This is a genomic window from Pelosinus sp. IPA-1 (genome assembly GCF_030269905.1).
In the GTDB taxonomy this organism is placed as follows: Bacteria; Bacillota; Negativicutes; order DSM-13327; family DSM-13327; genus Pelosinus.
In genome coordinates this window covers 48,813-69,862 of sequence record NZ_BSVC01000002.1, presented here as the reverse complement: position 1 = coordinate 69,862, position 21,050 = coordinate 48,813, and the positions used below count along the sequence as shown (strand labels likewise).

The 21,050-nt window shown below is 36.8% G+C and carries 23 protein-coding genes and 2 riboswitches; of the genes, 8 read left to right on the top strand and 15 right to left on the bottom strand.

All coding sequences use genetic code 11. From position 1 onward, the window contains the following. Nucleotides 1-207: 207 nt before the first annotated feature. From QSJ81_RS04010 to QSJ81_RS03970, 9 genes are all read right to left on the bottom strand, one after another. A complete protein-coding gene (locus QSJ81_RS04010; protein WP_285716128.1) occupies nt 208-1,104 on the bottom strand; it encodes a C1 family peptidase in 897 nt (298 codons plus the stop codon). A 213-nt stretch (nt 1,105-1,317) separates the two neighbouring features. Then, nucleotides 1,318-1,707 (bottom strand): VOC family protein, encoded by a 390-nt coding sequence (locus tag QSJ81_RS04005; RefSeq protein ID WP_285716127.1) that lies wholly within the window; start codon nt 1,705-1,707, stop codon nt 1,318-1,320. Between the two features lie 72 nt (nt 1,708-1,779). After that, nucleotides 1,780-2,964 (bottom strand): MFS transporter, encoded by a 1,185-nt coding sequence (locus tag QSJ81_RS04000; protein ID WP_285716126.1) that lies wholly within the window; start codon nt 2,962-2,964, stop codon nt 1,780-1,782. Between the two features lie 59 nt (nt 2,965-3,023). Continuing rightward, on the bottom strand, nt 3,024-4,055 hold the full coding sequence (locus tag QSJ81_RS03995; protein WP_285716125.1) for an ROK family protein: 1,032 nt from the start codon (nt 4,053-4,055) through the stop codon (nt 3,024-3,026). 378 nt (nt 4,056-4,433) lie between these two features. After that, nucleotides 4,434-4,739, bottom strand: coding sequence for a hypothetical protein (locus QSJ81_RS03990; protein WP_285716124.1), 306 nt, complete (start codon nt 4,737-4,739; stop codon nt 4,434-4,436). 253 nt (nt 4,740-4,992) lie between these two features. Beyond that, complete coding sequence (locus tag QSJ81_RS03985) at nt 4,993-5,574, bottom strand: hypothetical protein (RefSeq protein WP_285716123.1); 582 nt, start codon at nt 5,572-5,574, stop codon at nt 4,993-4,995. 132 nt (nt 5,575-5,706) lie between these two features. Then, nucleotides 5,707-6,510, bottom strand: a complete 804-nt coding sequence (locus QSJ81_RS03980; RefSeq protein ID WP_285716122.1) for a hypothetical protein — start codon at nt 6,508-6,510, stop codon at nt 5,707-5,709. A gap of 195 nt (nt 6,511-6,705) precedes the next feature. Then, nucleotides 6,706-7,344 carry a CBO0543 family protein gene (locus QSJ81_RS03975; protein WP_285716121.1) on the bottom strand — a complete coding sequence of 213 codons (639 nt, stop codon included), beginning with the start codon at nt 7,342-7,344 and terminating at the stop codon, nt 6,706-6,708. 163 nt (nt 7,345-7,507) lie between these two features. After that, nucleotides 7,508-7,972 (bottom strand): GNAT family N-acetyltransferase, encoded by a 465-nt coding sequence (locus QSJ81_RS03970; RefSeq protein ID WP_285716120.1) that lies wholly within the window; start codon nt 7,970-7,972, stop codon nt 7,508-7,510. Nucleotides 7,973-8,162: 190 nt separating this feature from the next. After that, nucleotides 8,163-8,263: riboswitch (purine riboswitch) on the top strand. 203 nt (nt 8,264-8,466) lie between these two features. Between QSJ81_RS03970 and QSJ81_RS03965 the strand changes: the two genes are divergently transcribed. Then, on the top strand, nt 8,467-9,036 hold the full coding sequence (locus tag QSJ81_RS03965) for a xanthine phosphoribosyltransferase (protein ID WP_285716119.1): 570 nt from the start codon (nt 8,467-8,469) through the stop codon (nt 9,034-9,036). A 24-nt stretch (nt 9,037-9,060) separates the two neighbouring features. Next, on the top strand, nt 9,061-10,344 hold the full coding sequence (locus QSJ81_RS03960; protein ID WP_285716118.1) for a nucleobase:cation symporter-2 family protein: 1,284 nt from the start codon (nt 9,061-9,063) through the stop codon (nt 10,342-10,344). Between the two features lie 541 nt (nt 10,345-10,885). Here QSJ81_RS03960 and QSJ81_RS03955 read toward each other — a convergent pair. Beyond that, entirely contained in the window at nt 10,886-11,137 is a 252-nt protein-coding gene (locus QSJ81_RS03955) for a hypothetical protein (RefSeq protein WP_285716117.1), read from the bottom strand. Between the two features lie 47 nt (nt 11,138-11,184). Continuing rightward, the gene (locus tag QSJ81_RS03950; protein ID WP_285716116.1) at nt 11,185-11,946 is read right to left on the bottom strand and encodes a YoaP domain-containing protein; all 762 of its coding nucleotides are present in this window, start codon (nt 11,944-11,946) and stop codon (nt 11,185-11,187) included. Nucleotides 11,947-12,157: 211 nt separating this feature from the next. On the opposite strand from QSJ81_RS03950, the gene QSJ81_RS03945 reads away from it, so the two are divergent. The 6 genes from QSJ81_RS03945 to thiM all read left to right on the top strand — a co-directional run bounded on the left by QSJ81_RS03945 (nt 12,158) and on the right by thiM (nt 18,384). After that, nucleotides 12,158-12,532, top strand: coding sequence for a BlaI/MecI/CopY family transcriptional regulator (locus QSJ81_RS03945; protein ID WP_038673164.1), 375 nt, complete (start codon nt 12,158-12,160; stop codon nt 12,530-12,532). A gap of 13 nt (nt 12,533-12,545) precedes the next feature. Then, nucleotides 12,546-14,333, top strand: coding sequence for a BlaR1 family beta-lactam sensor/signal transducer (locus QSJ81_RS03940; protein WP_285716115.1), 1,788 nt, complete (start codon nt 12,546-12,548; stop codon nt 14,331-14,333). A 251-nt stretch (nt 14,334-14,584) separates the two neighbouring features. After that, entirely contained in the window at nt 14,585-15,403 is an 819-nt protein-coding gene (locus QSJ81_RS03935; protein ID WP_285716114.1) for a penicillin-binding transpeptidase domain-containing protein, read from the top strand. A gap of 144 nt (nt 15,404-15,547) precedes the next feature. Next, entirely contained in the window at nt 15,548-16,351 is an 804-nt protein-coding gene (locus QSJ81_RS03930; protein ID WP_285716113.1) for a MerR family transcriptional regulator, read from the top strand. A 251-nt stretch (nt 16,352-16,602) separates the two neighbouring features. Further along, nucleotides 16,603-16,709: riboswitch (TPP riboswitch) on the top strand. Between the two features lie 330 nt (nt 16,710-17,039). Continuing rightward, nucleotides 17,040-17,573, top strand: coding sequence for an energy coupling factor transporter S component ThiW (thiW, locus tag QSJ81_RS03925; protein ID WP_285716112.1), 534 nt, complete (start codon nt 17,040-17,042; stop codon nt 17,571-17,573). Then, complete coding sequence (gene thiM, locus QSJ81_RS03920; RefSeq protein WP_285716111.1) at nt 17,554-18,384, top strand: hydroxyethylthiazole kinase; 831 nt, start codon at nt 17,554-17,556, stop codon at nt 18,382-18,384. The genes thiW and thiM overlap by 20 nt, the downstream gene beginning before the upstream one ends. A gap of 95 nt (nt 18,385-18,479) precedes the next feature. Here the strand turns inward: thiM and QSJ81_RS03915 are convergent, their stop codons facing one another. The 4 genes from QSJ81_RS03915 to QSJ81_RS03900 are packed head-to-tail and all read right to left on the bottom strand — an operon-like array spanning nt 18,480 to nt 20,959. Beyond that, nucleotides 18,480-18,917 (bottom strand): DUF350 domain-containing protein, encoded by a 438-nt coding sequence (locus tag QSJ81_RS03915; protein WP_285716110.1) that lies wholly within the window; start codon nt 18,915-18,917, stop codon nt 18,480-18,482. A 31-nt stretch (nt 18,918-18,948) separates the two neighbouring features. Continuing rightward, the gene (locus QSJ81_RS03910) at nt 18,949-20,181 is read right to left on the bottom strand and encodes a glutathionylspermidine synthase family protein (protein WP_285716109.1); all 1,233 of its coding nucleotides are present in this window, start codon (nt 20,179-20,181) and stop codon (nt 18,949-18,951) included. A 3-nt stretch (nt 20,182-20,184) separates the two neighbouring features. Beyond that, on the bottom strand, nt 20,185-20,493 hold the full coding sequence (locus QSJ81_RS03905) for a hypothetical protein (RefSeq protein WP_285716108.1): 309 nt from the start codon (nt 20,491-20,493) through the stop codon (nt 20,185-20,187). Then, nucleotides 20,465-20,959 carry a hypothetical protein gene (locus QSJ81_RS03900; RefSeq protein WP_285716107.1) on the bottom strand — a complete coding sequence of 165 codons (495 nt, stop codon included), beginning with the start codon at nt 20,957-20,959 and terminating at the stop codon, nt 20,465-20,467. The genes QSJ81_RS03905 and QSJ81_RS03900 overlap by 29 nt, the downstream gene beginning before the upstream one ends. Nucleotides 20,960-21,050 lie beyond the last annotated feature (91 nt).

The window sequence follows — 21,050 nt, the reverse complement described above, 5'->3', positions numbered from 1 at the left end:
TTAAATACTAAGATTATATCTTTCTCGGCGTTGCTCCTGCTCTTTGATTTTTATTATACATTTACTTGCAAAGAAAATCCCTAGTGAATTAAAAGCTCAGTAATTATATTGACCCAAAATAAATTTAATTATTAAAAATATAGGAAAAACTCCTGCTGTTTGTTTGCAGGAGTTTTTTGTTATATATGACTTATGGTCAAGTCTTCTTTAAATACCAAATTGATCGGTGTCAATCCACTCCATGCTTAGAAGAGACCAAAAATCACTTGCAAGTTTATTCAAAACATAATCATATGGAAGCCAACCGTAACCTTGATCACCCCAATTCATTCCCCAAGAATTACGTATAAGTAAAGCTCCAGTCGTTTCTTGATTATATTTTGTATTTTTGATTTTTTTAGTATCATCATAACCTACTGCAACAATTGCGTGTCCCCACTGTGCCTGTTCACCCAAACCTGGATAAGGAATTCCACCGGGAATATCCGACTGTGTAAATGAGGAAAATCCATAAAAACCAAACATCGCTGGAATACCAGCTACAAGGTATTTTTTTACGCTATTTAATACTTCAGCAGATGGTTGATTCATGCCTAACGAATCATGGCAAAAATATTGCAATGCCTCATAATTATCTGCTACTGCATATATAAACGAGGACGGTTCCCTATCAAAATCCGGATCTTTATCAGTATATTCCCAGTAACTTTCCGCTGGTACACCACAGGTTACTAGTGCAGCCATAGTATCCCGTAAATAGGCACCTTGATCACCTGTTACTTTTCTTAAATTACGTGCATTTTTATAAATAAAAAGGCGAGAAGCGCCGATTTCTTTGGAAAAAGATCTACGCTCAAAATATTCAATGATTCCCGCAGCTGCATGGGCAGTACATGAACCTAATTTTCCTTGGTCTTGTATTTTAGAACACCATTGTCTTAAGTCCATCTTAGTTGGCAGCACAGAACTATCCGATTGTTTTAACTTTTGTATTACTGTCTCAATCTTAGGATGAATCTCTGTATAATCCCGCAAATCAGGTAATGGCGGTAGCCATCCCGTACCCACCAACCGATTGTCAGAAAGTATTACTTGACGGTTCATATTGAAACCTCCTAATTATAATTATTAAATAACCTATAATTAGGTTTCTCTTTACATTCTGATAACTCCTTCTATTTTTTACCATTTTGTTATAATATTATATAATAAACATTTCCTCCTTCCCCTTGGTTAACGGTTGATAACATTTATAACGTCAACGCACTATAAAAGGCCATGTTATCTTTGATAACATGGCCTTTCTTATACTCAATATTACTCGGTAATTTCTACCCGATTCCCATCCGGGTCTAATATACAGCTTTCATAACAACCATCACCTGTTGTCCGTGGTTCACTAACAACTTGGAAGCCTTTATTCCGCAACTGTTCTGTCACTCTATCCACTTTCTCTTTGCTTCCCACTGAAAAAGCAATATGTGCATAGCCAGGATTTTGTCCATCACTATCACTATTCCCCATTAAAAGTGATGGTTTTTTCATTATTTCAAGTTTTGCGCCAGATTCAAAGGCGATAAAATAAGACTCAAAATGTGTCTTAGGATTTACATATTTACTGCCTACTTTTCCATCAAAAAGCTCTTCATAAAATTTTTTCATATTTTCTAAATTACTTGTCCACAAAGCTACATGTTCTATTTTCACAGTACAGTACCTCCATTTATTATGATCCGACCTCAATCTATCCACGAGGAATTCTTCAAACTACTTCTATGATTACTCAATTGCGACACGCGAACTGGCTGCCACTATTAAGAGCATTGCGGCAACACCCAAAAAGGCGAAGGAGAGGCTCGTTGTATGAGCTACCAAACCTATGAGTGCTGGCCCCGCCAGAATGCCTGAATATCCAAGGGTAGTGACAGCTGAAACTGCCAAGTTTGCTGGCATGACTTTTTGTCGTCCTAGTACGGAATACAGTACCGGCACAATATTGGAAGCACCCAACCCGACTAGTCCAAAGCCAACGAGAGAGGCAATCCAATTTGGAATAAATATAGCAACGATAACCCCTGAAGCCGCGCATATCCCCCCGAAGATAAGTATGTTTTTTCCGCCAAATGCCTGAACAACACGATCACCACTTAACCTACCTACCGTCATCGCAACTGAAAATAAGGAGTAACCAAGTCCTGCATGAGAAAAATCAACCCCTCTTTGCGAAGTCAAAAATACGGCGCTCCAGTCTAGCATCGATCCTTCCGCAAGAAAAACAATGAAGCATAAAAATCCAATGAAAAGAACAACTCCTTTAGGAAGCACAAACAAGGTTGCGCTCTTTTCTTCACTCCCATAGGGAAGCAAGTGCTTTCCGAAAGCTAATAAAAGCCCTACAATCACGATTATTACATTTAGCACTGCGACCAGTGGTGATACGCCCGCCTCGAGAAAACCGCTAACGACACCTGCCCCAACGAAGCCTCCAACACTCCATAACCCGTGGAACCCAGACATCATTGTTCTACCACTGGCCTTCTCAACAATGACGGCCTGAATATTGACTACCACATCCACCGTACCTATAGCTGCACCGAAAATCAGCAGTGCAAAGATGAGTGCTGGAACGCTTGTAGATGTGGCAAGCAATGGTAAAGAAACGCATATAAGTAAACTAGCAGCCCAAATAACTAGACGGCAACCAAAACGTGCTGCAAGTGCACCAGCTAGGGGCATGGTAATAATAGACCCTGTACCCAGACACAGCAAAAGAAGTCCCAATACACCTTCATCAATACTAAGACGCTCCTTCGCATAAGGTACAAGAGGTGCCCACGCTGAGATCCCAAACCCAGCAATAAAAAATGCTACCCGTGTAGAAATTTGTTCTAAAGATGACTGTAATTTGGACTTGTTTTTATTCAACATATGTTGACCTGAAATGATTTCATTCCTTTTATCCATCTAACTACCTACCTATTATCTGAATTAAAATACCTAAGTCTCATACCGTTACAATTCCTTTACATTCTTCTTTCTATCAGTTGAATATCACAATTCAGGCTCTCTAATGTAATAGAAACCAAGCCATTTATATAATCTTCCTGCATATCCTCTTGTATAATTATCTGTGGCATATGCTCAGGGGGTATTGTTTTTCCGCATGCAACAGAGAAATCCTCCTGCATATTCGATCGGATTAGGCCTCCTGTTATTACGATTGTTTCAGGATTAATAACTGCTATGATTGATCCAATTGTTTTTGCCATTAAAGGAAAACAAACAACTGCACTATTTGTCTGTTTTATTTGTTCCTCTCGTGACTTATCAAACGGCAAATAGGACACTTCGCCTGCAAAGTTAGTATTGCCTCTAATAATATGCCCCTCTACAATTATACCTGCGCCAGAGCCATTATCCTTAGGAAAATTTACAACTGCAATCGTTTTATCGTCATCATAATTCTGCTTTTTATAGAAGCCGTATGCAATGAGGTTCACATCATTCTCAACTATAACTTTCAGGTTATATTTATCTTTTAACCGAGTAGCCAATGGCAAATCTGCTAGTTCTTCAATATCAACGGCACCGATTATGCCTCTATGGATAATCCCTGGTATACCAATGCCGATAGCCTTGATATTCTCATAATTATAAATCAGCTTTTCAATTAGATTATCTATGACTTCAAAATTGATGATTTCTACTCCAGCCGCATTTTTCTCAATAATCTCACCTGTTAAATTTGTAACTACATGAGTAGTTTTATAGACTCCGCCATCATTACTCACATAGATACAAGCAATATAAGAATAATTTGCATTATACATAAAACGCCGTGCCGGACGTCCACCATTAGATTGCTCTAAATCAGCTTCTATAGCCTCTCCACGTTCTGATAGTTCATTTAAAATGTTACCACAAGTTGCTACACTTAACCCTGTAGCATTCGCTATAGTTAATTTTGTTCCAATTGTTAAAGCCTTCAAAGCAGTTTTGACAAGCTCTACATTAACCTGCTTAACTCTAATCGCATTGTTCACGATTGGAAGCATACAATCCCCCCCTAGCACTTTCCTTAATGCTTATTAAAAGTATTTTCTTTACTATAAAGATAACACTTCTTTTTCTTTTTCTCAAGAGTTATTTTAAAAATTATCCATTTTTTGTTAATTCATAGGCTGGACAAAATGACTCGAAATCAGCTCTACCTTTTTCAGTAAGTTACTGAATGCAGCAACAAAGAAAATTTATAACGTAAAAAAGCGATCTGGTTTATGATCAGATCGTTTTCTATCCTATTTGCCATTAAAATACAAAACTCCTGCAAGGCTGAGTGCCTTACAAGAGTTTGTCATTGTCCAAACCATTCACTACTTGGAATACGACTTGTTACTAATAATATAGCTTCTCTAAAAAAAATGTCTCTTATCTCATTCGTTGGTCACTTTCTTTTTGCTGTCTTCTATCAAGCATGTGGGATCGCCTAGTATAGCATCCTTAATTTGCTTCTTTTTATCCATGTGGTGGCCACTCGATATATCAATCGAGGTGCTTCCATTTTCCCTAAAATGAAAATCTACATAAAAGTGGGAACCATCAGCTTCTATTTCTACTCTATTTCGGTATCCCCCTTTATGAATCAGATCTGATACAGTAAATTCTTTATAATTTACCGAACAGAATTCTTTAATAGTAGAAACAATTTTTTCTCGATTTAGCATTTTTTCTCTACTCATAGTATTACTCCTATCATTCATATGTACATGATTTTAAATTATTTGTTCACACGGCATTCATAATATACTGATCAATTAGCAACGTCAATACCTAGATTCTCATTTTATTCATCATCTCAATTTTAAAAATAAGATCCTACTAGGGCCTATTTTATTACCATAAGAATGCAAAATTCCTGCAAGGCTAAGCTGCTTTGCAGGAATTTGAGATTATATGTTTTTTCGTCAGCTCTTCTTATTCTTACTATCTTTCTTAAATTAATGAACCAATAGTACTTTGAATTTCTTTCACGCATTTTTCAAAGGCTCCGCGTTTGGCTCGTAATTCACTTGTATCTGAGTCATCTTCCTTAGTTACATCCGCCGCTTTTATTATTGATGAATCATTGGCTAAAAACGTTTTCACGCTAATAGAGGCTCTTGTCCGCTCTGCCTGAACCCATCCACCCCAACCACCGCGTCCTTGCTTTGTCTTTTCCACAACGGGACTATTTACAATCAAAAACAAAACTTTGTTATAGCCACTATATTTGACGAAATCATTTAAATCTTGTTTAGTTAGTTTCTGCTCCTCTAAATAGCCTTTGTCAAGCCAATACGTTTGATACATACTCTGTATTTCTGTACCGGAAATCACTTTTTTATTTTTCCCTTCGGTATTGAATGTCTCGTCTACATATTTAAAAAAGTCCGGAGTCTTAACGGCTGCATCTCCTACAATGACAACACAAACATCTTTTGGTGTTGGATTCGAAAGATTTATTTCGGCGAACGCAGGTGTCATGGGTAACAGTAAAAAAGCAATTGCCATTAAAGAACAAATAATTTTCCTCATAGTTTCATCTCCTCATTTACCTTTTTAAGTTACATATTGCATATTCGAGTATTACTAATTAATCCCTGCTACTAATTTTGGTAATTATGGAGAATATCACGAATTACAGGTGCGCTTCTACTCAATCCCCATTTAATTCATTTCAATGAATTTGCAGTCGTAACCGCCATCAGTGTTAATTATGTAACTATGAAAAACCAACCGCAAATTATCTTCTACCATCGTCCCCTTGTAATCAATATTACCTTTAGGAAAAGTTAACGAGAATGTGACTTCTCCATTTTGTACTGAATATTTTCCTTTGCCTGACGGTGCTAATGCCAGCGATTTATACACATCTGGCAAACGATCATCTAGCGAACTAAAGTAACTACTTACTGTCCCATCAGGAAAAAACCTATAATAATAGTAATAATAATGACCCTGACCATGATAGGAAACAGCTTGGTATAGTCCATTAAATTTTATTTTCCCTGCATCTACAGCTGGCAGTGCAGGCTGGGAGCCACGCGCCGCAACTGTAGTGTTCTTTTGAGCACCAAGTTTCTTGATAAATGTATCTAACAGTTCGGTATCTACAAGCGCCTTAATTTTAACTTTTATCTCCATACCATTGCCTATCTGTGTCCGTTTGGTATCTAAAATGTTTACTTTAATAGCTCCGGCAGATAAGGCAACTAATTTGTCATCTGTTACTTGAAAATTTTCAACACTGGTAAAGCTTGCAATATACGTTCCAGCCTGTTCGATGGCATTTCTTTTGGCCTTTAGCAAAGCTCTGTCCTCAGCTATTGATGGTGTGTCATTATCTCCCATTTGATAAACACCTTCTGCAAAGACTTCTACTGATTGAGCAAACGCAGTTGGTGTTAATGCCAAAAACACTAATACTACCAAGGTCATTATCCATATCTGACTACAATGAATATTTCTCATAAAACACCGCCTTAATAAATTTAATGATGTCATTTCTATATAATTCTCGCGAACAGTTCTCTCGAATCATTCCCAGTTTTCGTGTACCGCTATTGACAATTACAAGTTCTTCCTAAAAAACACAATGTTCCTATTCTATTTACCTTTAAAATACAAAACTCCTGCAAGGCTAGGCTTCTTTGCAGGAGTGATATTTTAGTTTTCCCTATCATCTTTATTACCTTCTTCAGGCAGCCGTTTAGCTGCTGGTTGGGGAATAGGGGTAAAATTTTTAGAGGATGAAAAATTAGTCGAGTTTTCTTGGACAGTTTTTTCTACTAATTGAATAGTTAATCTAGATGTAACAGACACAATCATCATAAGAAAGAAAAAATAACTAAAGCTCCAGTTATAGTAAGCTTTTATATCAAAAAACTGAAATGCTGGTGATATACCAAAACTAAATAAGATGGATCCTAATGCCGACCATATAAGATATTTTGACCAGGAAGAGCCATATTGCTGGGCAAACATGAGAAGAATAGGAACGACTGTAAAGTCTATGGGAAAAACTCCTGGAACAATTGGCAATAACCGTATGTTGTGTTGCCAAAGTCCCATAGAATAACCTGCGATATCTATAAAAACTGCCTGCACAGCTACGAAGGAACCAAAAAGAACAATTTCAAAGGTTCTAGCTTTATCCAATAATTTTAGCCAGATAACATATAAGATAAATAAAAAGATAAGCGTTCCCCACCACCGAGATGAAAAAAGCTCCTGCGTAATATAGCGATTCCATGTTATATTCCAAATTTGAAGTTGAAGTTGATGAAACAGTTCATTAGGATTCATAATACACCTCCAGAAAATAGTTTGTGTAAATAATGCATTAAGCATACGCTGAGCGTATAAATATAAAAGCCTCTAGCATCGCTTAAAAAGCAAAGCCGTAAACCCTCGTCTTAGATGAGTTTACGGCTTTAGAAAACAAGTCTTATATTTCTACTATATTTACTTACTTTATCCTTATCAACCTCGAGCCACATATGTGAACATAGCGCAAATATCCCCTTCGGTTTGTAACCAAACTCATTGTTATATAACTCTTACCATCACGATCAAAGATTCTCCCTTCTTCATTCATGCCAAATTTCTTATAGAACGATATCTTTTCTGTTCTGGCATGACACCATATACGCTCGATACCTAGATTTACAGCCTCCGTTATCACATATTGCAATAACTTCGTTCCATATCCCCCTTTCTGCCTTTTGGTATCCGTAGCAAACTTTCGAATTTGAGCCTCTTTATCGTTAAAAAATAGTGAAATAACAGAAACAAGTTCATTTTCTATATACAATCCATAGTGAATTCCCTTATGATCATCTTTTAATTTTATATAGTCAATATCCTTATCCGGCCACATGACTTTTTGCCTTAATTTCCATGTTCGCTGCGCATCTATCCTTTTAATCTCCATCAATTCACCCATCCCAATAATACGTTACTAAAATCCATTTTCTATTCTATTTACTATTTAAATACAAATTCCTGCAAGATTAGTTATTTAGAAGCTGTTCCTCGTTATATATTTGATTTCCGTTCAGTATTCTTTGTTCGACAAAATAAGCTTCTATCCTTATTGACAATGCTATTTGAGACTGCTAAAATAAACCTCATGTTAATAGTCTCGTATAATTTTGGGGATATGGCCCAGAAGTTTCTACCGGCAGCCGTAAATTGCCTGTCTACGAGTGAAAGTGTATCTAGGGTTCTACACCATTAGAATTTACTTTAAACTTGTTTATTGGTAATTTTAGTGGAGTCATGACCAAGGTGGTACAAGTAGTAATACACTACACCCGCAGGGATAAAAGCCTTGACGGGGAATTTTCGCTCATTTTCTAGAAAGCGAGGTTCCCTGTCAGGGCTTTTTTTATTTTTTCCTATAAACGAAAAAACGAAGGAGGCTTTATGGATTTATTAAAAAAAAGAATTCAGTCAGACGGCCAAGTTTTAAATGACTCATTACTCAAAGTTGACTCCTTTTTAAACCAGCAGATGGACCCCCAACTTATGCTAAAAATGGGAGAGGAATTCGCTAACCGTTTTCAAGGGGAATCGATTACGAAAATATTGACTATTGAATCCTCCGGCATCGCAGTATCCATAATGACAGGCTTGTTCCTTAATGTACCAGTCGTATTTGCCAGAAAGAAAAAGTCGGTGGTTTCTAATGAGGCCTTATACTGTACCAAAGTCTATTCTTTTACTAAACGCGAAAGCAATGACATTATTGTCTCCAAGAACTTTCTTCAAGAGGACGATAAAGTGCTTATTATCGATGATTTTTTAGCCAACGGGGAAGCTGCCACTGGCTTAGCGACGATTGTTGAGCAGGCAAATGCAAAGGTAATCGGCATCGGCATTGTGATAGAAAAAGCTTTCCAGCCCGGTGCTCAAAAATTAATGCAAGCTGGATATCGTGTAGAATCTTTAGCTCGAATCGGTTCGTTCTCAAATGGACAAGTTAATTTTTTATAATCATTATTAATAGGAGGTCTATTTATGAAAAACTCCATGGGCAAAACATGTCTGCTTGGCACTCAGCATGTGCTTGCAATGTACGCTGGTGCGATTATCGTCCCCCTTATTGTTGGTGGCGCGCTTAAATTAAACTTTGAACAAATGGGTTATATTATTGCCGCTGATTTATTAACTTCTGGATTGGCTACTTTACTTCAAGCATGGAAAAATCCATTCTGTGGGATTGGCTTGCCGGTTGTACTTGGATGTACTTTCACAGCAGTTTTTCCAATGATTAGTATTGGAAGCCAGTATGGCATGACAGCAATGTATGGATCTATTATATGCTCCGGTCTTTTCGTAGTACTCATCGCAAATTATTTTTCAAAACTGATTCGTTTCTTCCCACCTGTTGTGACAGGTTCAGTCGTTACGATTATTGGTATCACATTGGTCCCAGTAGCTATTAATAATATGGCTGGCGGTATGGGCAGTCCAGACTTTGGTTCCTTAGCTAATTTTGCTCTAGCCTTTGGCGTGCTATTATTTATTATATTATTAAATCGTTTTACTACAGGATTTATCCGCTCCATCTCCGTTTTGCTAGGCTTAGTGGCTGGAACGATTGCTTCCGCCTTAATGGGTAACGTTTCTTTCAGCAGTGTTTCCCAGGCATCCTGGTTTAATATGGTGACTCCTTTTTATTTTGGAATGCCCACTTTTGAGGCAAGTGCAGTTCTTACTATGATTGTTGTTGCTATTGTCAGTATGATTGAATCAACGGGAGTTTTCATGGCACTAGGTGAAATTTGTGGAGAAAATATAAGGGAAACCGATTTAACTCGTGGGTATCGAGCCGAAGGCATTGCCGTAATCCTAGGTGGTATTTTTAACTCTTTCCCTTATACAACCTTTTCCCAGAATGTCGGTCTTGTACAACTTTCTCATTCAAAGACTAGCAATATAACGATTGTTGCTGGTTTCATGTTAATCTTCTTAGGACTCATTCCTAAATTTGCGGCGTTAGCTATGATTATTCCAACTTCTGTATTAGGTGGAGCAATGATTGCTATGTTTGGAATCGTTGTCGCCTCGGGAATTAAAATGCTCAGCAAGGTTGATTTCTCCAGCAATGAAAATTTACTGATTATCGCTTGCTCTGTTGCTCTAGGTTTAGGAGTAACTGTCGTTCCTAATCTCTTTGTTAAATTTCCACCATTACTAAAAATGTTTTTTGAGAATGGAATTGTAACAGGTGCACTAACGGCCGTAATTTTAAATATTATCCTGAACATGGGACAAAAAAAAGATCAGCCTACTTCTTAAATTAGTTTTTTAAAATAAATCATCCTTGAAGATGCCCGGAAGTTTTCTTTCTGAGAAAACTCCCGGGCTATTTTACTATATATACGCACATCTTTTCTATAGGATCCATAATGAATCCCTTCAACAATTCTGTGAATAACTTGCTAACGTTCTAAAAATCATCTTTTACTAATTATTATAAGAATTTAGTTATCAACAAATGGTTATAACTTGTTGATAACTATGTGGATAACAATCATAAGCTACAAAACATGCTATTTTTGCAATCCCCTTCTCCTAGGAGAGTCTGCATTGTCTGTATAAGAAAAGACTTGGCTTGTGCCAAGTCCTCGGACACAGGCAGAAGCCTTAGTCGTTCTTACTTGGAATCAAGAAAGTGTTATACTTTCTGATTCCACAAAAAAAACCGCTAAATTAGCGGTTCATAAATGAAACTTCTCTTTTAAAACAGTTTTTATCATGCTCTGTGAGTTTAGCCTAAAGGCTCAAAAGCATCCCCCCCTTTCTGCCTGTGACATCTACCATTTTATTCATTAATTTATCATCCTTTATTCGTACTAGTCTCAGAGAATGATTGATTTCTAATTCCTGCAATAATCTCTAAGATTACTTCTTTATAATTTTCCGGCGCATAGACGGATCCCCATCCTTTCGTTTTTTGGAATAAACCATCATAAGCAATATCATAGTACGACTTTAAGTAATACACTATACCTTGTTCATCCAAAATAGACTGAAGTAACTGTGCCTCAAACTCATTTTCTACAACAGCAATTTTAAAATACCCACTCATAAACCTCACACCTCTTAATTCGTAATACTGTTTATCTAATGATAAAATTAGACATTTTTTATTTTTTCCCACAACTTACTAAACTTTACTTTGGAAAGTATTTCGTGAGTCAAAAATTTACCATTATAAAAAGCACTATAGGTTGTAAACACAGCCGAGGATTTCTGAGCCTGTTCCCTACTTTCCAGCTTAATGCGGTGTATAGGAATATCAAATTCCTCACCGATCATATCCAGTTCTCTTTGAACATAGTAATCAACGAAAGGACATTGGTCGGTGTACTGCACGGTTAACCCTAGATTATGATTAAAGGCTGAACTATTTACGGTATCTTTAAACTTAGGCATTATAGGGTCATTTTGTAGCCGCTTGACTAATAACTCGAAGTAGGGAGCAGATGTATCGGCGACTTCAAACCCCTTTTTCAATAGATAAGCCTTGTCTGAAAGATATGGCCTCTTTTTTGCACTTGAAATAATAACAATCCCTTTTTTTCCTGCCGAATCAAGTAAACACGAATTCAATAGTTCAGCGCCATATCCTTGGTGCTGATAACGTCCTGCTACCCAAAAACAATTGATGAACATATACCCATCCGCATCAATGGGGCACCAGGCATTTTCAGCAGGTAAATATTCAATAAATACCTTGCCCCGAACATCAGCTTTCCGGAAAACCAATCCATCCTGAAATCGATTGGTAAGCCACTCTTTTTTTCTTGCTATACCTACTGCGTTTTTTTTATCTGCAATGGCACAGCAAATATGTTCTTGTGCTAAATTTTCCTTAGTTAAAGTTAACAAATTCATTGAGCAACCTCCAATTCTTAATAAAGATAAAGGTTCATCTTTTCAAGGGAATAGATCAAGATGTAGCATTTGACATATTCCCTATACTAAGACAGGCATCCTGCCAAATTATAAAATTTGCAGGTTGTTGATAAATATTATTTTGACAGCGCAATAAGAAAAAGTTAATATAATTATAAAACTACACTTGTAATCCTGAGAGGTGAAATCAATGAAAAATTTGCCACAGATCTCCGACATGGAATGGCAAGTCATGAAGATCTTATGGACCTCTGCACCACTTACTGCTAATGAAGTCATTAACAAATTTGATGGTATTAAGTCCTGGAAGCCTAAGACAATTAAAACACTACTTGGGAGATTGGTAAAGAAAAAAGCAATTGCTTTTAATAAGGATGGCCGCGCATACCTTTATTACCCTCTGGTCGCAGAGGATGAATGTGTAAAAGCAGAAAGCAAGTCTTTTTTAGAAAAGGTATTCTCTGGCGCCTTTAACGTTATGTTTGCCAATTTTTTAGAAGAACAAGAATTATCAAAAGAAGATATAGCCGAACTAAAACGTATCTTAGATCAAAAGACAAAATAAAGGAGGACTCTTTGTGGGACTGAATTCCTTTATTACTTGGCTACTAGATTCTTCACTTATGGGAAGCATTTTGATAGGATTCATCATGATGCTTCGATTCGTCTTTAAGAATAAATTAGGCGCTAGTTGGCAGTACCTTGTATGGTTTTTTCTGATCTTGAAGTTATTAATTCCTTATGCACCTGAAAGCTCCTTAAGCGTTTTCAACGTCTTTAATCAGGCCTTAGTAGGCAATTACTTTGAGATCCAAGATAATAAGCAGACAAACCGTAATGCCAATAACAATTCGCCGCTAATAGGAACCATCAGTGAAGATTATTCCCTATCGGTAAACAGGACTTTCCTCAATTCTAGGGATACAATTTTATTTCTGGTCTGGTTGATTGGAGTACTAAGCCTAACCGCTTATACCATTAGCATTACCACTAAGCTGAAACGTATGATAAAACACAGCCTCAAAGTAAATGATAGCTGTGTTTTAAAATTGCTTGAGGAATGTAAGCAGACAATAAATATCAAGGTCAATCCAGTGTTAGTTGAATCACCAGTAATCCGAAGCCCGATGGTCGTGGGAGCAACTAGGCCGTATATTATACTACCGACTGGCACCATAGATAATGTAAGCAAAACTGAGTTACGATTCATTCTGTTACATGAATTAGCCCACCTACAACGCAGAGATCTTTACATAAATTGGATTACATCCTTTCTGCAAATTATCCATTGGTTTAACCCACTAATCTGGTATGCCTTTTATCAAATGCGGCAGGATCGAGAATTAGCTTGCGATGCTTATGTACTTTCCACTCTAAAGCCTGATGAATACAAAAGTTATGGCGCCGCAATTATATCTTTTCTCGAAAGATACTCCTATTCAGCTTACGATTACACGATAGCCGGGTTGGCAAGTGGTAAAAACCATATTAGAAAAAGAGTGGCCATGATCGCTTCGTATAAAAAAGGAACTGTAAGCGGGGTTATCTGGAAAATGCTTCTGTTTTTACTGATTGGATGTTTTATCTTAACTAATGCAAAGGAAACATCTAGTGCAGATTCTACAGGAAGTTTGCAGCTAAATCAAAGCATTTCTTCTGAAGATTTGAGCAATTATTTTCAAGGTTATGACGGATCCTTTGTATTACTTGACATGGAAAAGAACCACTATCAAATTTTTAATTACGACGATAGCAAGAAGCGTATATCTCCAGATTCAACGTATAAGATTGTCAGTTCTTTAGTCGGACTTGAGACTGGAGTTCTAATGAATGAAAATACTCCATTGGAGTGGGATGGGACCATGTATTCCTTCGAACGTTGGAACAAAGATCAGACACTGGCATCAGCAATTGCATTTTCTGTGAACTGGTACTTCCAGAAGGTTGACTCAATGGTGGGTAAAACTCAAATTGAGGACTATTTAAAACAAATTAGATACGGGAACTATGATCTTTCTGGTGACATTAGTGATTTCTGGGTTGAATCTTCATTAAAAATCTCCCCTCTAGAACAGGTGGAGATGCTTAAAAAGCTATGTACCTATGACATGCCTTTTTCTCGAAAAAACATCGATGTCGTCAAGAAAATCATCAAAATTTCGGAGCAGGACAAAGTAATTTTATATGGGAAAACTGGTACCGGAACCGTAAATGGTAATAGTATCAACGGGTGGTTTGTAGGGTATGTAGAAAATAACGGTAAGACTTATATCTTTGCAACAAATATTCAAGGAAAAGAGAAAACTGAAGGAATTAATGCCAAAAATATAACGTTATCGATTCTTAAAGATAAAAATATTTTATAAAGATTAAAAAGCGTGGGGGTAATTTATAATATAACCCCACGCTTTTTTCCTATAATGTAGTCTACTCCCCTCCTCTTCTTATAGTTTTAAAGGCTTGACTATTCGAACCACTTTTTATAGAAATATCTAGCTTGACACTCTATGATTACAAGTGTAATATTTAGATATCGACTACAATTGTAATCCATTAAATTTTAAAAGAGCTGCTGCAAACTAAGGTACCTATTCAATAAAAATAACAAAACGAAAGGATGTTTAAAGTGAAAAAATGGTTTTTAGTATTACTTACTGTTATTCTTGTTAATTCAGGCTTAATGACTAACGCAAATGCGGCGACTGTAACGACAAGAGAAGACTTTGGAAAGTACTTTGAAGGATTTACCACTGGAACGTTTGTTATGTATGATGAGGCTAATGATCAGTACATAGTCTTCAACGAACCGCAAAGTGTAAAACAATTGTCACCCTGTTCCACCTTTAAAATTTATAATTCACTCGCTGGATTGGAAACCGGCGTCTTAGATCAAGAAGACGTATACACTTTATTTAAATGGAATGGAACCCAATATACATTTCCGAGCTGGAACCATGATCAAACCTTGGCGTCTGCTACGAGGGATTCCGTAGTCTGGTACTTTCAAGAACTTGCCACACGAATTGGAACTGAAAGAATGCAGACATTTATTGATAAGATAGAATACGGGAACCGCAACACTTCTGGCGGTTTGACCACATTTTGGTTAAGATCTTCATTGCAGATTTCAGCCCGGGAACAAGTGGATTTATTACACAGACTATATGCGAATCAATTACCGGTTTCCCCCCAAAATGTAGCTATTGTGAAAAAGAACATAACTTTGCTAGAAAATGACGATGTGCGGTTAATGGGTAAAACCGGTTCGGGATTACAAGATGATAAATGGATATTAGGTTGGTTTGTCGGCTGTGTCGAAAAACAAGGAAATCGATATTTCTTCGCTACTAATATTCAAGCCTCAGATGGCGCTATCGGCGGAAAGGCCAGAGAGATTACGAAATCAATTTTAAGAGACCTTCAAGTTTTACAGTAGAGACTTTTCGAGTTACTGTATTCTTTAGAAAGTTGTTTAACCTTTCAATAAACTGCTAAATAACTATTGACTTTAACGTAACGTAAAGTACTATACTAAAAAACAAGAGATAGCTATCAATAATAAAAAAAATTGAGGTGTAAAGTGCTTTCTATCGGAGAATTCTCTAAAATCTGTGGTGTCACAACAAGAACATTGCGACACTATGACACAATTGGTTTGATCAAACCAACCCATATAAATCCAGACACTGGTTATCGTTTTTATGAGGTATCCCAAATTCGCCAACTGTTACTAATTAACCGACTAAAAGGATATCATTTTTCCCTTGAAGAAATAGCTGCAATGGTTTCCATGTACGATAATCATTATATTCTCAATCAGATAACAAGCAAGAAAAATGAAATCCAATTAAAAATTGAACACTACAAACTACTGGAAAATCAATTAAAGTTTGATATTTTAAATTTAGAAAGAGGTGTTGATATTATGTCATTTATTGATGATATTGAAGTAACGTTAGTTGAAACCAAACCTCAGCATATTCTGTACAGTAGGCAACTTATGAGCGTTGATGATTATTGTAAATACATTGGTAAACTATTTGAACTAGCCCATTCAAGCGGAATGCAGTTTGCCGGGGCACCAATGTCAATTTATCATGATAAAGAGTTTGATCCAGCTAATAATGATACTGAAGTCGCTCTTCCTGTTGAGGTACAGAATCAACATACTAGACTACTGGCAGGAGGACTTTGTGCAACGGCTACATGTAAAGGTGCTTACTCCAACCTTCCAAATAGTTATGCTAAACTCACTGAGTGGATAAATGAAAATGGTTATGATGTTACCTCAGCTCCTTATGAACAATATCTAAAAGGACCAATGGAATCACAATCTGCAGATGATTATATTACTCAAATTTTTTTTCCTGTAAAGAAACGCTAAATCCCTTTCATAGAAAAAGAACAGGCCGGTAATGTCTGTTCTTTTTCTATGAAGACATATAGGAATAGCCAAAAAATTGCATTATAAGACCCAATTATCCAGAGTACCAACCAAACCATACCAAACTAAAGCTCCCCAACTGGCTATCTCCAACACGCTAAGCGCAACATTAGGATATTATACGAAGATATGAGAAACTAAAAAAGAGCCTTATTTGAAAAATTGTATCACTTATGATACAATAACCACAATTAAATACTCTGGGGAGCTTGTATGACAGGCTGAGAAAAAGTAACTAAACTTTGACCCAATTACCTGATTTGGATAATGCCAACGTAGGAAATTAATCTATAGTGATTTAAGGCTATAGTACAAATGGGGTATGCCGTTATTGGTATGCCCTGTTTTTGTTTATGTTCGGGATTTCGTTCCCGAAAAGGCGGAGGAGGAGCGTCCTGCGCCTAAAAAAACAATTAAATAGCGAGGGAGCTCGTGTTTCGAGATGAGAGGAAGCTTTTAAGCTTCGACCGACCTGATATGATGCATGGTTATACAGGGGATGCTATTTAGTTTATACGAGAAATATACCTCAATAACAATATTGCTCCACCTGTATGACGTACTCTGTCAATCAACAGGATTTAAGCAAATCTGCTTAAAAATAAATATTGTTAGCGAGGTATTTTTTATGAACAGAAAATCCAATCTTTTAAAACTAGTCATTCTATCAATGATGGTCGCACTTGGTGTAGTCATTTCACCGATTCTTCGCATTGAAGGAATGTGTCCCATGGCTCATTTTATTAACATTGTATGTGCCGTTTTGCTTGGCCCCTGGTATGCCCTGCTCTGTGCAACACTGATTGGTGTAATCCGTATGATGGTGATGGGAATTCCGCCTTTGGCACTGACTGGTGCAGTTTTTGGGGCTATGCTGTCAGGAATTTTTTATAGAATCTCTAAGGGAAAATTGATTTATGCGGTTTTAGGAGAGGTTATTGGAACTGGCATAATTGGAGCTATTGTTTCTTACCCGGTTATGACTTTTATCTATGGTAAAACAGGGCTTACATGGCTCTTTTATGTGCCGCTATTTGTTTGCGGAACGCTGATCGGCGGAACGATTGCATACTTTTTTCTTACGTCGCTAAAAAAATCAGGTATGCTTGCAAATTTTCAGAAAAGCTTGGGAGGGAAATTTTATGACCAACCCAATGCTTAATATTACAGATCTATTAGAAATAAGGCATCAAGTAAAGGCAGAAAAACCGCTGATCCACTGTATAACGAATCACATTTCAATCAATGACTGTGCAAATGCTGTACTTGCTATTGGTGCAAAACCGATTATGGCAGAACATCCTCGTGAGGTTAGCCAAATCACAGCTACTTCCAAAGCACTAGCCGTAAATCTCGGAAATATAAACGATACTCGCATGGAATCAATCATGATTTCCGGTAAAATCGCCTTTGAAAAAAGTATTCCTTCTATTATTGATATTGTTGGCGTCGCCTGCAGTGACCTTCGCCTTGATTTTACAAAGAAATTTATATCGGAATGTCACCCAAATGTCATTAAAGGAAATATGTCAGAATTAAAAGCTCTATGTGATGCAAAAAGCGATGCCAAAGGGATTGATGTGGGCGAAAAAGATGCTATTACAGATGATACGATTGCTAATAGCATTGCCATGCTAAAAACTCTTTCTTCAAAGACTGGTTCTATTGTAGTCGCAACAGGAGCTGTTGATATTATAACAGACGCTACTGAAACCTATCTTATTAGAAACGGCTGTGAAATGCTTTCAATGATAACAGGAACGGGTTGCATGCTAAATGTGTTGGCTGCAACCTTTATCTCAAATAAAAATATCCTTAGAGGAACGGTTTTGGCGACAGCTTTACTGGGAATATGCGGCGAATTATCCCATAACGTACAAGGGACTGGGATGTTTAAAACAAAACTTTTAGACTCTATATTCAGCATATCAGATTATGTATTGGAAGAAAAAATAAGATACACACCAATTTAGCTTTAAACGCAAAAATGGCTATTTACCCATTAGTAGGCAAATAGCCATTTCCTTTACCTTTTCATTAAAGGTATATGGCCCATTCTCAGTTACATTCAGTAACTAATTAAAGCAGCCATCATTAATCCACTCGCTACACTAATACTAGCAGAAAGGATACCTACTGAAACATTCCCCTTGGGAATTTCTTCTGTAACTTTAATCGGCATAAGCAACCTAAATAAACAAAATACGATCACTTCAAAAACAATACTTACCATACCCCAAAGCGTTAAATCGAAAAGATTTACAGAATGAAAAATTGCGGAAGATAGAACAATTGCTAAACCTAGCATTTTTCCGCCTAAATCATATGCCGTAGCCATGGCAGCATCCACATGACCTGAATCGCTTACGTCGCCACCCTTACGAAGTATCGCAAAGTCATTATAAGGTGTCGTAAGACTAAAGGCATACATACCAATCCAAAGGAGTGGGATTGAAACACCTAAATATAGTAAAAAGTTCGATATATTTGCCCACTGTGCATTCATCTATTATCATCATCCTTTATCACTTATTACATTACTCTACACAAATAGGAAGGAAGTAGGACATATCATCCGTAATACGCCCGCCAACGCGAGCATTAATTGCCGAAGCTTTACCGTTTAGCAAAAATGACCCCCATAGAAGATATCCCTCATACATTCCATCTAATGTCTCAATTTCAATATTCTCTAAATCAACCATTTGTTGATAAATCACCAATTGCTCTTTGAAGGAGCCCTGAGAATCATAGGTCAATACAGTTCCATCAGAAGCATACAATGCAATTCCGCCCCCTTCTCTTCCTAAGACAGGCTTAACTACATAGGATGATTCTTTTGAAAAACGATTTTCGAAATATGTTGGAATCATATAATACTCTATCACTTCATGTTCCTCTTGGGTAAAAAACTCACCTATTTCATGTAAATTCCATATCAATGCCTGTAATGCTTTTGTTTGTGCTATAATTGCCGCTGGCGGATTGATCAAAGCTAATTTTCCTTCTGCTACGAGTTTAAGAACAGAAGCACCTGTCGGAAAACCATCGATATCCTTTTCTATACTAAGAACTCCCAAGGGGTGTAACCTATATAAAATATCAATTGGGGCTAATTCTCTTTCTATTAAGGCACAAAGCTTATTCTTATACAATCGAAGATCTTTTAAAGGAACAAAAGTAGCGTTCAATTTTGAGCAATTCATTAGATAGTGAGTGGTTCCAATATCCTCAGAATGCCAATCCAAAGAACTAAAAACCATCTTATTGGCATCATAACCTAACGCTACATATTCTTCTGCAATTCGTTGAAAAGCTTGACAAATTTCATCTTCCAACCCAAAATTGGGATCTTGTAGCCCATAATAAGAGCACACTTTACCATTTACATAATATGCTTCGACAATACCTCCAGGTGTATCACTATTAAATTCGAGCATTTTCCACCCTTTGCTTGTTTTAGCAAAATCAAATCTTCCAATAACCGTTGTCATTTCTGGAGGTAAAGAAATTCGAGCTGCAGCAATGATTGATTCAGGAATTCCTAATTCTATAAAAAGCTGATTATCCATCTTTTGAACAGCTGATACAAGCTTAGAAAAGATTTTCCCCAATTGTTCTGAGGCATAGCCTAACTCTTCTCTTGACCTCTGCGAAATGGAGTAAATTGAAGCCAGAGCATATTCTTTTTCATACATCCAATCCCAGGTAAAGATGCCCTCCTCCCTCAGTGGTTTATAAATGCTTTCACGTCTCTTTAAATAACTCATTTTTTATTCAGCACCACCAACAGCACTGCTTCCTATACCAGCTTTACCAGACGTAATCCCTTCCGAAATCTGCCCATTTTTAGATGATGAAGAACTACGATATCCACTTCCGCTAGATCCCGAATAGGAATTCTGATCATCCTTATCTTCTTGATCTGCTTGACGAGGAGTAGTCAAATAACAACCTGCCGACACAGCTACTATCGCAGCCATAAATAGTCCCACTACTTTTTTTGTTTTACTACCCGCATTCCCCTTATTCGTGTAGTAACCCTTATAATTTTTAAATTCTTTTGCATAATTTACTTTCATAAACATCCTCCGTACCAGTTGGCTTCGCATATAAAACAAATAATTTTCGATCTTCGTCAATTTCACTCGAAGTCTTTTGCCATTCTTGTCCAGACCAAATAAAATAGTCGCTTTGTAAATAAAGTAACACTTCTTTTCTTTCTCTTAATTCATAGGTAAATACTAACGGGTATATTTCAGCCTCTTCTATGAACTGTCGTATTTCTAATCTAATATATTTATTAGTCTGCCGTATATTATCATCATAGCTTATTACATCCTCTTCTATCTTCTTTACATAAATTACACAAGATAAAACTCCCATTGCACAAGAAGATCTTTCATACAAAACGCCTTCTTTAACAAAGTAATCACATGCAAAACGAGCTGCTACTTCTATCTCATCAATATCTGAAAAGTAATATAAAAGCGGATACTGTTGACTTTCATCTAACAGACGATATTCTAGCTTTGTCAGTAAAATCACTCCCTTGACTGCTATCAACTATTATTTTAATTACCCTTAGGTAAATATTTTTTTCCATTCAACCTTGCTATAAAGAGGACTAAGACTGGCA

Coding starts and splice junctions, on each gene's coding strand:
- QSJ81_RS04010 (WP_285716128.1), bottom strand. CDS start 1,104: ATGAACCGTCAAGTAATACTTTCTGACAATCGGTTGGTGGGTACGGGA.
- QSJ81_RS04000 (WP_285716126.1), bottom strand. CDS start 2,964: ATGGATAAAAGGAATGAAATCATTTCAGGTCAACATATGTTGAATAAA.
- QSJ81_RS03995 (WP_285716125.1), bottom strand. CDS start 4,055: ATGCTTCCAATCGTGAACAATGCGATTAGAGTTAAGCAGGTTAATGTA.
- QSJ81_RS03990 (WP_285716124.1), bottom strand. CDS start 4,739: ATGAGTAGAGAAAAAATGCTAAATCGAGAAAAAATTGTTTCTACTATT.
- QSJ81_RS03985 (WP_285716123.1), bottom strand. CDS start 5,574: ATGAGGAAAATTATTTGTTCTTTAATGGCAATTGCTTTTTTACTGTTA.
- QSJ81_RS03980 (WP_285716122.1), bottom strand. CDS start 6,510: ATGAGAAATATTCATTGTAGTCAGATATGGATAATGACCTTGGTAGTA.
- QSJ81_RS03975 (WP_285716121.1), bottom strand. CDS start 7,344: ATGAATCCTAATGAACTGTTTCATCAACTTCAACTTCAAATTTGGAAT.
- QSJ81_RS03970 (WP_285716120.1), bottom strand. CDS start 7,972: ATGGAGATTAAAAGGATAGATGCGCAGCGAACATGGAAATTAAGGCAA.
- QSJ81_RS03965 (WP_285716119.1), top strand. CDS start 8,467: ATGGATTTATTAAAAAAAAGAATTCAGTCAGACGGCCAAGTTTTAAAT.
- QSJ81_RS03960 (WP_285716118.1), top strand. CDS start 9,061: ATGAAAAACTCCATGGGCAAAACATGTCTGCTTGGCACTCAGCATGTG.
- QSJ81_RS03955 (WP_285716117.1), bottom strand. CDS start 11,137: ATGAGTGGGTATTTTAAAATTGCTGTTGTAGAAAATGAGTTTGAGGCA.
- QSJ81_RS03950 (WP_285716116.1), bottom strand. CDS start 11,946: ATGAATTTGTTAACTTTAACTAAGGAAAATTTAGCACAAGAACATATT.
- QSJ81_RS03945 (WP_038673164.1), top strand. CDS start 12,158: ATGAAAAATTTGCCACAGATCTCCGACATGGAATGGCAAGTCATGAAG.
- QSJ81_RS03935 (WP_285716114.1), top strand. CDS start 14,585: ATGTTTAAAGTGAAAAAATGGTTTTTAGTATTACTTACTGTTATTCTT.
- thiW (WP_285716112.1), top strand. CDS start 17,040: ATGAACAGAAAATCCAATCTTTTAAAACTAGTCATTCTATCAATGATG.
- thiM (WP_285716111.1), top strand. CDS start 17,554: ATGACCAACCCAATGCTTAATATTACAGATCTATTAGAAATAAGGCAT.
- QSJ81_RS03915 (WP_285716110.1), bottom strand. CDS start 18,917: ATGAATGCACAGTGGGCAAATATATCGAACTTTTTACTATATTTAGGT.
- QSJ81_RS03910 (WP_285716109.1), bottom strand. CDS start 20,181: ATGAGTTATTTAAAGAGACGTGAAAGCATTTATAAACCACTGAGGGAG.
- QSJ81_RS03905 (WP_285716108.1), bottom strand. CDS start 20,493: ATGAAAGTAAATTATGCAAAAGAATTTAAAAATTATAAGGGTTACTAC.